Below are 14,973 nucleotides of genomic sequence, written 5' to 3'. Positions count from 1 at the left end.
CATGCGAAGCCGGCCGCATCGCGTGGCGGTGCCTGCTTGTCATCGGGTTCACAGCCGCTAAGCCAGCGGCAACGCGGCGAAAACGCCGGTCGATAGGTAGGAGAGCACCATGCGCACGGCATTCGGCATCGGTTTGGCGCTGGCGATGATGGCCTTCCCGGTCATGGCCGGACCTGCGCAGCAACGGAACAACGTCCTGAGCGCACAGGAACGGGCGCAGGGGTGGCGGCTGTTGTTCAACGGGCGCGACCTGTCGGGATGGCGGTCGTTCGATGGTTCGGCGCCGGCCGCGTCCTGGGTGGTGCGCGATGGCGCGTTGATGCTCGACAAGCGCGATGGCGAGATGCGCGGCGACGATCTGGTCACCGCCGATCGCTATGGCGCGTTCGAGCTGACGCTCGACTGGAAAGTGGCGCGCGGCGGCAATAGCGGCGTGCTCTACCTTGCCCGCAACGTGGCCGGCGCGCCGCTGCTGTACCAGAGCGGGCTGGAGATGCAGGTGCTCGACGATGCCGCCCATTCGGACGGCAGGATCCCGACGCACCGCGCCGGGGCGCTGTACGATATGACCGTGCCGCCGTCCGGCGCGGCGCGGCCGGCGGGTAGCTGGAACCATGCCCGGCTGCTGGTCGAGCGCGGGCGCATCCGCCAGTGGCTGAACGGGACGCCGACCGCCGACGTCTCCTATGGCGACGCGGCGTGGCGCAAGCGGGTGGCGGGATCGAAGTTCGCGACGATGCCGGCGTTCGGCACCTTCGCAAGCGGGGTCATCGGCCTGCAGGACCATGGCGAGCCGGTCGCGTTCCGCAACATCAAGCTGCGCCCGATCGCCGCATCGGCCATCGACGCGCGCCGGTAACGGTCAGGCGTCGGCCCAGCGCCGCAGCAGATTGTGATACAGCCCGGTCAGTTGCACGACGACGGCATCGCCCTGCCCGCGCTCGGCAGCCAGCGTCTGCACCGACTGGTCGAGGTCGAACAGCATGCGCCGCGCGCCGTCGTCGCGGACCATCGACTGCACCCAGAAGAAGGCGGCGGTACGCACCCCGCGTGTGACCGGCGTCACCCGGTGCAGGCTGGACGCGGGGTAGAGGATCATATGCCCGGCGGGCAGCTTGACCGTCTGCGGCCCGAACCGGTCCTCGATCACCAGTTCGCCACCATCGTAACTGGCCGGGTCTTCGAGGAACAAGGTGGCCGACAGGTCGGAGCGGATGCGAAAGTCGGTGCCGCGCTTCATGCGGATGGCATTGTCGACGTGCAGCCCGAACGCCTCCCCGCCGGCATAGCGATTGAACAGCGGCGGAAAGACTTTCAGCGGCAGCGCGGCGGCGATGAACAGCGGCGCCCGGCCGAGCGCGTCGAGCACGATCGCCCCCGCCGCGCGCGCCGCATCGCCATCCTCGGGCAATTGCCGGTTGCGCTTGGCGAGCGCCGCCTGCGGCCCCGACGTCGCGTTGCCGTCGGTCCAGTCGCCGCCCGCCATCAGCGCGCGCACCCGGTCGAGGGCGGCGGCGTCGAGAACCTCCGGTATCGCAATCAACATCGCCGCCGCCCCCAGGTCAGAAGTTGTAGAACAGGCTGAGCACCGCCTGCCGCCGGTCGCCCGGCATCGCCCAGCCACCCGAAACCGCGCCAGTGGTGCCGTTCACATTGCTGCGCACGCCGGTCAGATAGCGTTCGTCGGTGAAGTTCTGCACGTTCAATTGCACCGTTGCCCGTTCGGCGATGGTATAGGCCAGGTAGGCGCGGTGGATCAGATAATCGTCCGCGCGGAACTGCACCGGTTGCAGCGCGGTCGGCACGTTGAGCGCGATGCTGCCCTGATAGGTGAGGCCATAGCCGACCTCCAGACCGAAGGGCAGCTTGTAGGTGGTGAACAGCGACCCCGAATGTTCGGGCGTCTGCACCAGCACGGCCCCCGCCTGCGGATCGCGGACGCCCGCCGCCCGGTCACGGTTCGAGATCGACTGCCGCACCCCGCCGTCGAGATAGGTATAGTTGGCGAAGATCGTCCAGGCAGGCACGATCGATCCCGACAGGCCGAGCGCGATGCCGTCGACCCGCGACCGGCCGTCGAGCACCTGCAAGCCCGCCGGCAGCGCCGGGTCGTTCGACGGCACGCGGTAATTGGTGCGTTCGTTGCGGAAGATCGCGGCGGTCGCCTCCAGCCGGCGGCCGAACAGCGCCGCCTTCACCCCCGCCTCGATATTCTGTGCGGTTTCGGGGGCGACGGCGCACGGGTCGGCACCGCCGATCACGCTCGGCACGCCGCAGCCCAGCCGCACCGTCTGCGACGAAGGGGTCTTCGCCTTGCCATAGCCGGCATAGATGCTGACCGTTTCGACCGGATGGAACACCATGCCGCCGCGATAGGAGAAGAGCCGTTCGTTCGAGTGCTGCACCTGTTGCTGCAGGGCGGTCAGGGCGGTCGTGCCCGGCGGCACCACCGCCAGCGGCAGGTTGCGGAAGCGGGCGTCCTGCACCTCCCAGCGGACCCCGCCGTTCAGTTCGAACCAGCGGCCGATCTCCAGCGTGTCGAAGGCATAGACCGCGACATTTTGGGTTTCGGAACGCGCCTGGGCGGTGACGGTCAGGTTGACCGGCCCGGCCCAGCGCGTGCCGGGACGCGCGATCGGCAGGTCGGGCTGCGTCACCGCGACCCCGGCCGGGGTGCGCAACAGGCTGCCGCTGGTGATGTGATAGTTCTCGACCGTGCCCGACATGCCGATATTGGCGATATTGTGCAGCGCGCCCTTGCTGCCCGCTTCGTGGCGCAGATCGACCTGGTTGTGGAGCAGGTCGTTCACCTGATCGCGCGACAGGCCGCGCGGCCCCGATGGCCGCCAGTTGCCGCGCGCAAGGCCGGCGGGGCAGGCAAGACCGACCGTTGCCGCGGCATTGGCGCCGACCGGCTGCAGCCCGGTGGTGGCGAGGCAATAGGTCCCCTGCGGCGCGCTGGTGACGCTGTCCTGCGCGACGCGCTGCCACCGGGTCAGGTTGCGCACCGACAGATGATCGTCGACGGCATGGCGGAAGGTCGCGGTGAAGCGATCGACGATCTGGTCCTGCCGGTCGAGATTGGCGATGCCGTAATAATCGGACCGGTCGACGCCGGGCAGCACGCCGCCGCCGATCGGGCTTTCATAATAAGGCACGCCGTAGAGCGGGACGTTGCGATCCTGTTGGTGGACATAGGCGAGCGTCAGGCTGGTCGGGCCGCCGATGCCGATCGTCACCGAAGGCGCGATGCCCCAGCGTTCGAACGTCTCGACGTCGCGTCCGGGCACGCGATTATGGTGATAGGCGCCGGTCAGCCGCACCGCGACCAGATCGGAAACGCGCCGGTTGGCGTCGATCGACGCGCGGCGATAATCGTCCGTGCCGACCGACAGTTGCGCGATCGACAGGTCCTGCGCACCCGGCACCTTCGACACGAGGTTGATGGTCCCGCCGACCGATCCCGATCCGTTGAAGACGGTGTTGGCGCCGTTATAGACCTCGATCTGCTGCAGGTTGAACGGGTCGGTACGGTTATATTGCGCCGAATCGCGCACGCCGTCGACGGTGATGTCGTTCGCCGCCGAATAGCCGCGCAGGTTGATCGAATCGCCGTAACCGCCGCCGCCCTCGCCCGCGGCGAAGGTGATGCCGGGAATGGTCTGCAACGCATCGCGCAGCGTCTGCAGATTCTGCTTGCGGATCGTCTGGTCGTTCAGGACGGTAATCGTCTGCGGCACATCGGCCAGCGGCGCGGTCGCCTTCGGGCTTTCGAGCTTCGCCTCGGCCGTCTTCTGTCCGTTGACCACGATGACGTCACGGTCGTCGATCCGGTCCTGTTTCGTGTCCGGCGCTGCCATGGCGGCGGCCGGTGCCGTGGCGATGAAGCCGACACAGCCCATCGCGAGAAAACCTATCGTGTGGTTCATTCTGGTCCCCCTTTGCGGAGGCCAGCTATTGCGACTTACTCGCATAGTCAATCTTGTTGCGACAAATTCCTATTAGCACTCGGATGGCGCGTCGATCGGATCGGGGCGATGGTTCGTGCCATGTGCTCCCCCCCCTACTGCGTCCGATCGGCGCCACGCCCTACAGATCGCGCGTCGCGCCGAACCGGCGAATCATCACATGCCCAACGGACGCCGGGAAAATCATTTCGCAATCGATATGATTGCGATCCTTTTACTTTTTGAAAAACCTTGATCTTTGAAACGATCCGCATCGCCGACGCCAATTGAAGCAGAACCGCAACACAGGAACAGTAGAAAGGTCGTTTCGGCGATGGCAACTCGTACTAAATGTTGATCCGCCGTTGAAATGTCCCGGTTATTCCGGTTTTTGAACGCCGATAAGTGGCATATATGTTCATACTGTCCCGGAATGTGCCATTGGTATCAGTTGACACAAGGTTTACCGGATGACTTAATCCTTCCTGAACCAGTGGAAAGGATTGAAATAAACCCTTCTACAAAAACAAGAAAATAACCGCCTTGCCGGTAACGCCGAAACTGACCGATTCCGTCGCCCGATGGCGAGGAAACGACAATCGGCGTTGGTGCGCCTTCCTTCGGGCATCGGGACGCGTGGCGCGCGGGGACTGACGAAATTCGAACGGATCTTCCGATGCACGTCGCTGCATCGGTTGGGGGGGTGCGTCCTGCCGACAATCGACGGGCGCATGGTTGATTAAACGCCGACTTCAGGGGGCCACATTGCAAATACCGACGATCACGTCCGCATCGACCAAGTCCTTGGCCGAAGCATGGGCCGCAGGCGACTTCACGCCGCAGACCGCTTATATCTCTGCCTTCGCCGAACCGACCGCCATCGCCGGCCTTTCGGCGGCCAAGATGGAGAAGAATATCCAGAATGCGCCGGTGGGCGTGACGTTCGACCTGACCACCGGCAAGACGGTCAGCCTGAACATGGACCTGTACTCGCCGGGCGTCGCCTCGCAGGAAGCCTATGGCCAGTGGCACCTGCGCTATCTTGGTGACATCGCCAAGGTGTGGAAGGACTATACCGGCAAGGGCGTCAGCGTCGGCGTCTATGACACGGGCGTCGAAAGCGCGCACTGGGACCTCACCAACAACATCGATACCTCGAAGCAGCTGGTCGACGACGAGGGCAATGTCCTGAGCGGCGAGCCCGTTTATTACAATCCCGAGGATCGAACGGACGGCGCGCACGGAACCTCGGTCGCCGGCATCATCGGCGCGGAACGCAACGGCAAGGGCGGCATGGGCATCGCCTATGACGTCAAGATGACCGGCGTGAACATCTTCGATTTCCAATCGCAGGCGCGCTCGACGGATTGGGCGATTTCGCAGGGCGGTCATTTCGACATCCTCAGCAACAGCTGGGGCTATCCGCCGGTCTTCCCGGCCACGGCGGGCTTTTCGCGGGCCAACGACCTGGGCTGGAAATCGACGATGGACGTCCTCGAGACCCTTGCCGAGGAAGGGCGCGGCGGCCTCGGCTCGGTCTTCGTCAAGGCAGCGGGCAACGACACCAGCGACAACGCCACCGACGGCATGAATACGACCCGCCATACGATCGCGGTCGGTGCCTATCGCGGACCCGACGGCGTCGCGTCCTATTACAGCAACCACGGCCCGTACCTGCTGATTTCCGCGCCATCGAACGATTTCCTCATCCTGGGCGGCACGGGACAGGTCACCGCCGACCTGCTCGGCACGCGTGGGTACAACATGACCGTCAATCCGACCGGCGCGGCCGATTATACCGACGATTTCGGCGGCACGTCGGGCGCGACCCCGGTCGTGTCGGGGGTCGTCGCGCTGATGCTGGACGCCAATGCAAGTCTCGGCTGGCGCGACGTGCGCGACATTCTGGCCGCCTCGGCCAAGATGCCGGTCGCCTTTGAAACCGGGCCGGTCGCGTTCAACCTCGCCAATGACGGCGGCACCAAGCTGCTGCCGATGAACGAGAGCCAGTTCAAGCTGGGCGGCGCCGACGCCAACTGGAACGGCGGCATGATGCACTATAGCAACGATTACGGCTATGGCGCGGTCGACGCCTATGGCGCGGCGCGCATGGCCGAAGTCTGGTCGCTATTCGGTGCGGCGAAGACCTCCGCCAACGAAGCCCATGTCACGGTCGAAACCGCGGTCGGCGTGACCGCCGACAGCACCGGCAACGTCAACCCCAGCCATCTGCAGATCTATAACAGCTTCGCCAAGGATCCGGTCAGCTTCAAGTTCGAGGTGACGGAGTCGATCGACGTCGAACATGTCGACCTGTCGCTGCTGTTCCACGAACTGACGACGGTCATCGCGCCGGATTATTTTGACGAATTCTATGCCGCGCTGAGCAACGTGCAGATCAAGCTGATCGCGCCGGACGGCACCGAAGCCTTCTGGGCATCGGATCGCTATTACACCGGCGGCGAACAGAATGACGAATTTACCTTCGGCCTCGCCGGTTTCCATGGCGTGGACAGCAAGGGTACGTGGACGCTGCAATTCTCGACCTACGGCCATTCCGGCAAGATGGACGAAACCGCCGATGCCGCGACGTGGGAAGCGATCAACAAGCTGACCGTCGACGGGCTGAAGATGGACCTGTTCGGATCGGCCCCGACCAACGACGACGTCCACACCTACACCAACGAATTCTTCAAGATGCTGGCCATTGCCGGGGAATCGGACCGTAAGGTGTTGGTCGACAAGAATGGCGGCGAGGACTGGATCAACGCGGCGGCGGTGTCGACGAACGTCGTGCTCAATCTTGCCACCGGCAAATCGGGCGGCGCGAGCTTTGGCGGGCAGAAGGCCTTCACCATCGCGTCCGGCAGCGTCATCGAAAACGCGGTGACCGGTGACGGCAACGACACGATCACCGGCACCAGCGTCGCCAACAAGCTGTACGGCATGCGCGGCAACGACAAGCTGCTGGGGCTGGGCGGCAACGACAGCCTCGACGGCGGGGTCGGCGACGACTGGCTCGACGGCGGCAAGAACAACGACGTCCTGACCGGCGGCGCAGGCAATGACGTGTTCTTCTTCGACAACAAGGGCAAGTCGGGCGTCGACCGCATCACCGACTTCTCCGCGGACGACAAGCTGATGCTGACCGCGGCACTGCGCGACAGCAACAATGACGGCATCATCACCTTCGGATTGGACGGCGTCCTGACCCTCGACTCCTCGAGCAAGGGCGATCGGGTGACGCTGGACGGGGTCGATCCCGATAGCGGGCTGAAGTTCGCGGGCATGGAAAACGGCTATTACGTCTATGTCCTGAACACACCGACCGCCGACATCCACGGCTGATGCATCGGGCGCGCCGGGAGGTTCCGGCGCGCCCTTTTCTTTGACAACCGGCGTCGCGCGGTCCGTCGATCCCATCCCCGTCGCCGCCGGCGAGAGCAGCGGTCGGACAGGCCGGGCCGGCACCGATCGGTGACGCACGCCCGACGATCCTGGGGATTTCCATCATGTCACGACATTTGCCGACCGTCCGCACGGTCCAACTCGACGCCAACGACATCGTGCCGCTCGCCAGTGGCGCGGCCACCGCAGCGCCGGTCAGCACGCCGCGCAACATGTCGTTCGACACGCGGACCGGTGCCGAAGTGAAGCTGGCCATGCCGGTCTATTCGACCGCAACCATCGCCGAGACCGCCGACCAGTGGCATCTGGGCTATCTCGGCGACATCACGAAGGTCTGGCAGGACTTTACCGGCAAGGGCGTGAAGGTCGGCGTGTTCGACGACGGCGTTCAGGGCTGGCACTGGGACCTGTCCCCCAATTACGATGCGTCCAATCATCTCAACGTCGACGGCTTCGTCGTCGATGGCAGCTGGGAAGGGCCGTATCACGGTACCGCCGTCGCCGGCCTGATCGCCGCGGCACGCAACGACAAGGGCGGCGTCGGCATCGCCTATGACGCGAAGCTGAGCGGCGTGTCGATCTACACCGACTGGGAACCATCCTATGTCGACGGCCCCGATTTCTGGAAGGCGTTGCAGGCGGCGGCACAACAATATGACGTCATCAACAATAGCTGGGGGGGCGACGGCAGCGTACTCGATACCGCATCGTCGCGATCGAACCCCGACAGCATGGCGTCGATGTATGCCCGCGGATGGGCGGCGCTCGCCGAACAGGGTCGCGACGGCCTCGGCACCGTTTCGGTAAAGTCGGCGGGCAACAGCGCGGCCGACATGCAGAGCGAAGGCTACGACACGACCCGCCACACGATCAGTGTCGGCGCGTATCGTCAGGTCGACGGCGTCGCGGCAAGCTATAGCAGCAATGGCCCCGCGCTGCTGGTATCCGCCCCGTCGAGCGACCGGGGGTCGATGCAGGGCACCTATCTGGTGACGACCGATCTGCTCGGCGACAGTGGCATGAACTGGTATGTATCGCTGGCCACGGGCGAGATCGACGACGCGAAGTCGGACTATACCAACGTCTTCGGCGGCACGTCGGCGTCAGCGCCGATCGTGACCGGCGTGGTATCGCTGATGCTTGATGCCAACGAACAGCTCGGCTGGCGCGACGTCCGCACGATCCTCGCGCAATCGGCCAAGATGCCGATCGCCTTCGACACCGGGCCGGTATCCTATACCGGCTTCATCCAGGGTGCCGAACGTACCGTGATGATGAACGAAAGCCAGTTCAAGCTGTCGGGCGAGGCGGCGAACGTCAATGGCGGGGCGCTGCACTATAGCAACGATTATGGCTATGGCGCGGTCGATGCCTATGCCGCGGTGCGCATGGCGGAGGTGTGGTCGCTGTTCGGTGCGGCCAAGACGTCGGCGAACGAGGTCCATGCCACGGTCGCGACGAATGTCGGCCTGGTTGCCGAGGGCGACGCATCGGCGATGGCGGTCAGCCGCCAGGCGCAGAGCGGGTTCCTGACGACGCCGGTGCGCTTCACCTTCGAGGTCGGCGACACGGTCGATCTGGAACATGTCGACCTGACGATCAACTTCCTCAACCGCCTGACCATCGACGACGGCAATGGCGGAACGACCTATGACTCCGACCTGACCAACGTCCAGATCCGGCTGATCGCACCCGACGGCACCGAAGCCTTCACCGCCCAGCCGGGCACGATGACCAGCGTGACCGGTGCGCAGGAATTCACCTCCGGCCTTGCCGGTTTCCAGGGCACGGAAAGCAAGGGGACGTGGACGCTGGAGTTCGCGACCTATGCCGGGACGACCGATCAGGATGGCGAGCCGGCGGTCGTGACCAGCGACCTGACCATCAACAGCCTGAAGATGGACCTGTACGGCGCGACGCCGACCAATGACGACGTGTACAGCTATACCGACGAATTCTTCACCATGGCGGCGATCGCAGGGGAAGCCGGTCGCGCGGTGCTGAGCGACAAGAATGGCGGCAACGACTGGATCAACGCCGCCGCCGTGTCGACGGACGTCGTGCTCGACCTCGGCACCACCGGCGGCGCGAGCTTCGGCGGTACCCGCGCCTTCTCGCTCCAGCGCGGCACGCTGATCGAGAATGCGGTGACCGGCGACGGCAACGACAAGGTCACCGGCAACGCCGGCGCCAACAAGCTCCATGGCATGCGCGGCGACGACCGGCTGTTCGGGCTGGGCGGCAACGACGTGCTCGACGGCGGGGCGGGCAATGACTGGCTCGACGGCGGCAAGAACAACGACGTCCTGACCGGCGGGGCGGGCGACGACGTGTTCTTCTTCGACAACAAGGGCAAGTCGGGTGTCGATCGCATTACCGACTTCGCCGAGGGCGACAAGCTGATGCTGACCGCCGCGCTGCGCGACAGCAACCGCGACGGCATCATCACCTTCGGCCGCAACGGGGTCCTCAACCTCGACAAGTCGAGCAGCGGCGACAAGCTGACGCTCGATGGCGTCGATCCCGATGCCGGACTGAAGTTCGCCGGCATGGAAGGCGGCTATTACGTCTATGTCCTGAACGTGCCGGATATCGCCGGCCAGGGCTGAGGCCGTCGCCGGGCCCGGCGCGATCCGGGCCCGGCCACCACGTTCGACGATCACCGATCCGGTCGGGAGCGACCGGGCGCACGCCGCGTCCGGCGATGCCCGACCCTGTGCCACTAGTCTGTTCATGCCGTTCTGGGGGGAATTTGTTGATGATGCAGCGCACCGAAACCGCGTACCGGTCCATGGTCCAAACGATGGACAGCGACGTTCCGTTCGCCCGTTCGGAGATGGCCTATTCTCCGGCCTCGGTCGCACCGACGACCTTCACCCCGCCCGAGCAGATGGCGTACGACAAGCAGACCGGAAAGCCGGTCACGATCACCATGCCGGTCTACGACACGGCGACGGCAGTCCCCGAAACGGTCGACCAGTGGCATCTGGGCTATCTGGGCGACATCGTCGCGATCTGGAACGACTTTACCGGCAAGGGCATGCGCATCGGCGCGCTCGACGAGGGGATCCAGTCCGACCATTGGGACATCGCCGCGAATTTCGATGAATCGAACACGATGATCATCAACGGTCAGGCCGTTCGCGGGGACGTCAATATCGGCGATCACGGCACGCCGGTCGCCGGCCTGATGGTGGCGGCGCGCAACGGGCTGGGCGGCGTCGGCGTCGCCTATGACGGCAAGATCAACGGGGTGAACGTCTTCGACTGGGGATCGCCCAGCGACGTCGATGGCGCCGGGTTCACCAATGTCCTGAAAGCGGCCGCAAATCAGTTCGACGTCATCAACCTCGGCTATGCCCGCCCGGATACCTATCCGATAGCGAGCTGGACATCGCGGACCCATGGCGGCTGGGCGGCGCGCTATAATGACGGCTATGCCTATCTGGCGGAACAGGGCCGCAACGGGTTGGGCACGATCACGGTGAAGCCCGCCGCCAATGAGGCGCGCGACAACCAGATCGATGCCAGCAGCACGATCCGCTATCTTATCAACGTCGCCGCCTATCGGCAGGTCGATGGCGTCGCGTCGAGCTGGAGCAACCATGGCCCCAACCTGCTGATCTCCGCCCCGTCCAGCGACCGCGAATTCCTGGGGGGTACCGGACTGGTCGCGACCGACCGGACCGGCGATGACGGCTATAACTGGTGGGACGATATCAACGACGACGATTACAATCCGGACAAGTCCGACTACACCAACGCCTTTGGCGGCACGTCGGGATCGGGCCCGATCGTCGCGGGGGTGACCGCGCTGATGCTCGACGCCAACGACCAGCTTGGCTGGCGCGACGTGCGTACGATCCTGGCGCAATCGGCCAAGATGCCGATCGCATTCGAAACCGGACCGGTCTCCTATATCGGCGAATATTATGGCCAGAACTATACTGTGTCGCTGAACGAACGCTATTTCACCATTGGCGGCCAGGCCGCGAACGTGAATGGCGGCGGGCTGCACTACAGCAACGACTATGGCTATGGCGCGGTCGACGCTTATGCCGCGGTGCGCATGGCGGAGGTCTGGTCGCTGTTCGGAGCGGCCAAGACATCGGCCAACGAAGTCCATGCCGCCATCGAAACCCAGGTCGGCATCACCGCCATCGGCGATCCTGCGGCCGTCGTCAGCAACCCCGCATCGGTGATCCGCGATCGGGTGGCGATGCAGGATTTCGTCGACGATCCGGTCCGCTTCAGCTTCGAAGTGACCGACGCGATGGACGTCGAGAATGTCGACCTGACGCTGCGCTTCACCTGTCGGGTCAAGGTGCAGGACGCCGATGGCAACATCGTCGACACCTATCTGTCCGACATGTCGATGACCCAGCTCAAGCTGATCGCACCCGACGGAACCGAGATGTTCACCGCACAGCCGGGCAATCGCGGCGGAGTCGCCGGTGTGCAGGAATTCACCTTCGGCCTCGCCAATTTCCAGGGGGTCGACAGCAAGGGGACCTGGACGATCGAGGTCGCCACCTATGCGCAGGAGGGCAATCGCGACGGCCGGCCCGTCGTCATCACGACCGACGTGACGATCGAGAGCCTGAAGATGGACCTGTACGGCGCGACGCCGACCAATGACGACGTGTACAGCTATACCGACGAATTCTTCACCATGGCGGCGATCGCAGGGGAAGCCGGTCGCGCGGTGCTGAGCGACAAGAATGGCGGCAACGACTGGATCAACGCCGCCGCCGTGTCGACGGACGTCGTGCTCGACCTCGGCACCACCGGCGGCGCGAGCTTCGGCGGTACCCGCGCCTTCTCGCTCCAGCGCGGCACGCTGATCGAGAATGCGGTGACCGGCGACGGCAACGACAAGGTCACCGGCAACGCCGGCGCCAACAAGCTCCATGGCATGCGCGGCGACGACCGGCTGTTCGGGCTGGGCGGCAACGACGTGCTCGACGGCGGGGCGGGCAATGACTGGCTCGACGGCGGCAAGAACAACGACGTCCTGACCGGCGGGGCGGGCGACGACGTGTTCTTCTTCGACAACAAGGGCAAGTCGGGTGTCGATCGCATTACCGACTTCGCCGAGGGCGACAAGCTGATGCTGACCGCCGCGCTGCGCGACAGCAACCGCGACGGCATCATCACCTTCGGCCGCAACGGGGTCCTCAACCTCGACAAGTCGAGCAGCGGCGACAAGCTGACGCTCGATGGCGTCGATCCCGATGCCGGACTGAAGTTCGCCGGCATGGAAGGCGGCTATTACGTCTATGTCCTGAACGTGCCGGATATCGCCGGCCAGGGCTGAGGCACGGGCGCGACCGGACCCGACCGGTCGCGCCTCCTTTCCCGATGGAGCGCTAAGCATGACCGTTTTCGACCCGAAACCGAACCCGATCTTGGAGGGACTTTCCGGCGGTGCCGGCCCCTTCGGCCTTGGCGGCTGCGGGGCGGAGCGGGTCGAACGCGGCCGAACGGTGCCCGACGCGCTGCTGGCACAGGCGCAGGCACATCCCGGCCAGGTCCGTATCGTACGGCACGGGCAGGCGATGACGATGGATCTGCGCCCCGAGAGGCTGACGATCGTCGTCGACGAGGACGGCAGGGTGATCGCCGCGCGCTGCGGTTGATCGATCGGATCGTGCCGGATCATCGGCACGACGCGCACCGGACGCGCGCTTTTTCCGGCAATCTATATGCGGGGCGTTGGAAAGGTCGGCGGTGGCGGTAAAGGTCCGAATGTGACCGAATCGGAAGCCCTTGCCCGCCTGACACCGCGCGAACGCCGTTGCCTCGAACTGGTGGCGCGGCATTACGACACCGGACAGATCGCCGCCGAGCTTGGCATCAGCGTCGCGACCGTGAACGGATATCTGGCCGATGCCCGTCAGAAACTGGGCGCGCGCAACCGCAAGGAAGCGGCGCGGATGCTGGGCGCCGCCCCCCTTTCCCCCTCCGAAACAACGGGTTCCGACACCCCGTCCGAAGATAGGGGTATGTTCGAACGGGTTGAGCCGGCCGCGCCGGCCACGCCACCATCCGCCCCGCAGGTCGAGAGTGGATCGGGGGGATGGTTGTCCCGGCTGCTCTATCTCGAACGGACGACCGAACCGCGTCGTTTCGGGGTGGGAGGTCGCACGTTGATGATCGTCGGGCTGGTCGTGGCGCTATGCGCCGCGCTGGCCATGTCGGTCGTCGCCGCCGTGGGCCTCGTATCGATCTTTGCGAGCCTGCGTCCTTGAGCGACGAAGGGGGCATTTCATGCATACACCACTGCATCCGGTGGTCACCGACATTACCCACGGGCTGCTGACCGCCGAACGGTCGAACGACGATGCGATCGTGTCGGCGGCGGCGATGATCCAGGCGCTGGTCGCCGATCGCGGGCAACTGCAGCTCCAGTTCGGCACGATCCAGGCGCCGCTGACCGACGCGGCCAAGGCAATGATGCTGGCGGTGGAGGCCCGCGCGCATCTCGGCCGCTGCCACAAGCGGATGCACGAGATCGGCGTCGAGCACGCACTGTTCGCGCCGAACGCGCATGGCGACGTCTTTCCGACGACCGGCGCGAGCGAGGCGACGCGATCGCCGCTGCCGCTCGCGGCCTGACCGATCGGGCGACCGCGTGAACGCCTGGCTTTATCTGGCACTGCTGCTGACCGTTTCGGTCTGGACGCTGTGGCGTGGCGGCGCACCCGAACGGATCGCGATGCTCGCGATCCTGTTCGCGGTCGCCGCCACGATCGCGGTCGCGTCCAACCATGTGTTCACCAGTCGCGAGACCGGCATCTTCGCGGTCGACCTGGTCCTGACCCTGGTGATTTGTACGCTGGCGATGCTGGCGGAAAGGTTCTGGCCGTTATGGCTAAGCGCAATATTGATCGTCGGCGTAATGCTGCAATTGGCGATCTGGTACGCTCCGCGCTCGTACCGGGAAGTCTATTTGATCCTGCACGCGATGAGCGCCTATCCGACGCTGATGCTGATCCTGGCGGGGACGTTGCGCCATCGCCATCGGCTGCGTCGCGACGGGCGCGATCCGGCATGGTCGACGACGCGACGCCGGAAAACGCCGCCCGCGCCCGCCGCCTGATCGCGATGAAGGACCGGATTGCCGGTCTCTATCCGGTCAAGGTCACCGACCCCGTCTATGACGCGCTGTTCCATCTCTACATCGCCGAGGAAGAGGGACGGCCGATGTCGGTATCGGCAGTGGCACCGATGATCCGCGTGCCATCGACCACCTGGCTGCGCTGGGTGGCGTTGATGGAAGAAGCCGGACTGGTCATACGCCAGCCCGATCCATCGGACGGACGCCGCAGCTGGATCGCGCTGACCCGCGAGTGCAAGGCGCGGCTGGACGAGCTGATCGCCGATCTGTGGTGACGACACGCGTGCGGTACCGTACCATCGGACCGGTTCCGCAACGGTCGTCGCCGCCTGGGGCACAGTATCGGCCCCTTGACCATGCGCTGACGCGCTGTAGGGCAAATTATTGATAGTGTTGTGTAAATAACTGTTTGAAATTCGCACGACATTAAAATTGCCACGGTTCGTCGGAAAGAACGCCGATCCGGTTGGTACTTTGCCACTACGGTTTCTGGCAGAA

11 protein-coding genes are annotated in these 14,973 nt (G+C 65.0%); 9 read left to right on the top strand and 2 right to left on the bottom strand.

The annotated features are described in order from the left end of the window. The first annotated feature begins 109 nt into the window (after positions 1-109). Positions 110-859, top strand: coding sequence for a 3-keto-disaccharide hydrolase (locus ACZ1JS_RS16080; RefSeq protein ID WP_465166928.1), 750 nt, complete (start codon positions 110-112; stop codon positions 857-859). A gap of 3 nt (positions 860-862) precedes the next feature. Here ACZ1JS_RS16080 and ACZ1JS_RS16075 read toward each other — a convergent pair whose 3' ends face one another. Together ACZ1JS_RS16075 and ACZ1JS_RS16070 are read right to left on the bottom strand one after the other, a co-directional pair. After that, positions 863-1,546, bottom strand: a complete 684-nt coding sequence (locus ACZ1JS_RS16075; protein ID WP_465166927.1) for a Fe2+-dependent dioxygenase — start codon at positions 1,544-1,546, stop codon at positions 863-865. 16 nt (positions 1,547-1,562) lie between these two features. Beyond that, a complete protein-coding gene (locus tag ACZ1JS_RS16070; protein ID WP_465166926.1) occupies positions 1,563-3,929 on the bottom strand; it encodes a TonB-dependent receptor in 2,367 nt (788 codons plus the stop codon). An 822-nt stretch (positions 3,930-4,751) separates the two neighbouring features. Here ACZ1JS_RS16070 and ACZ1JS_RS16065 point away from each other — a divergent pair. The 8 genes from ACZ1JS_RS16065 to ACZ1JS_RS16030 all read left to right on the top strand — a co-directional run bounded on the left by ACZ1JS_RS16065 (position 4,752) and on the right by ACZ1JS_RS16030 (position 14,750). Next, the gene (locus tag ACZ1JS_RS16065; RefSeq protein ID WP_465166925.1) at positions 4,752-7,295 is read left to right on the top strand and encodes a S8 family serine peptidase; all 2,544 of its coding nucleotides are present in this window, start codon (positions 4,752-4,754) and stop codon (positions 7,293-7,295) included. A gap of 164 nt (positions 7,296-7,459) precedes the next feature. Continuing rightward, on the top strand, positions 7,460-9,964 hold the full coding sequence (locus ACZ1JS_RS16060) for a S8 family serine peptidase (RefSeq protein WP_465166924.1): 2,505 nt from the start codon (positions 7,460-7,462) through the stop codon (positions 9,962-9,964). 194 nt (positions 9,965-10,158) lie between these two features. Then, a complete protein-coding gene (locus ACZ1JS_RS16055; RefSeq protein ID WP_465166923.1) occupies positions 10,159-12,672 on the top strand; it encodes a S8 family serine peptidase in 2,514 nt (837 codons plus the stop codon). Positions 12,673-12,730: 58 nt separating this feature from the next. Next, positions 12,731-12,994: an I78 family peptidase inhibitor gene (locus ACZ1JS_RS16050; protein ID WP_465166922.1), complete on the top strand. Its 264-nt coding sequence runs from the start codon at positions 12,731-12,733 to the stop codon at positions 12,992-12,994. A gap of 111 nt (positions 12,995-13,105) precedes the next feature. After that, entirely contained in the window at positions 13,106-13,606 is a 501-nt protein-coding gene (locus ACZ1JS_RS16045) for a helix-turn-helix domain-containing protein (protein WP_465166921.1), read from the top strand. Positions 13,607-13,625: 19 nt separating this feature from the next. After that, complete coding sequence (locus ACZ1JS_RS16040; RefSeq protein WP_465166920.1) at positions 13,626-13,973, top strand: hypothetical protein; 348 nt, start codon at positions 13,626-13,628, stop codon at positions 13,971-13,973. 16 nt (positions 13,974-13,989) lie between these two features. Next, complete coding sequence (locus ACZ1JS_RS16035) at positions 13,990-14,457, top strand: hypothetical protein (RefSeq protein ID WP_465166919.1); 468 nt, start codon at positions 13,990-13,992, stop codon at positions 14,455-14,457. Continuing rightward, the gene (locus tag ACZ1JS_RS16030; RefSeq protein ID WP_465166918.1) at positions 14,409-14,750 is read left to right on the top strand and encodes a MarR family transcriptional regulator; all 342 of its coding nucleotides are present in this window, start codon (positions 14,409-14,411) and stop codon (positions 14,748-14,750) included. Before ACZ1JS_RS16035 ends, ACZ1JS_RS16030 begins: the two co-directional genes overlap by 49 nt. Positions 14,751-14,973: the final 223 nt, after the last annotated feature.

It is taken from the genome of Sphingomonas sp. BL-S-05 (assembly GCF_055521695.1).
Note: the sequence above shows the minus strand (reverse complement) of the source record. Positions and strands in the feature narration are given on the sequence as shown.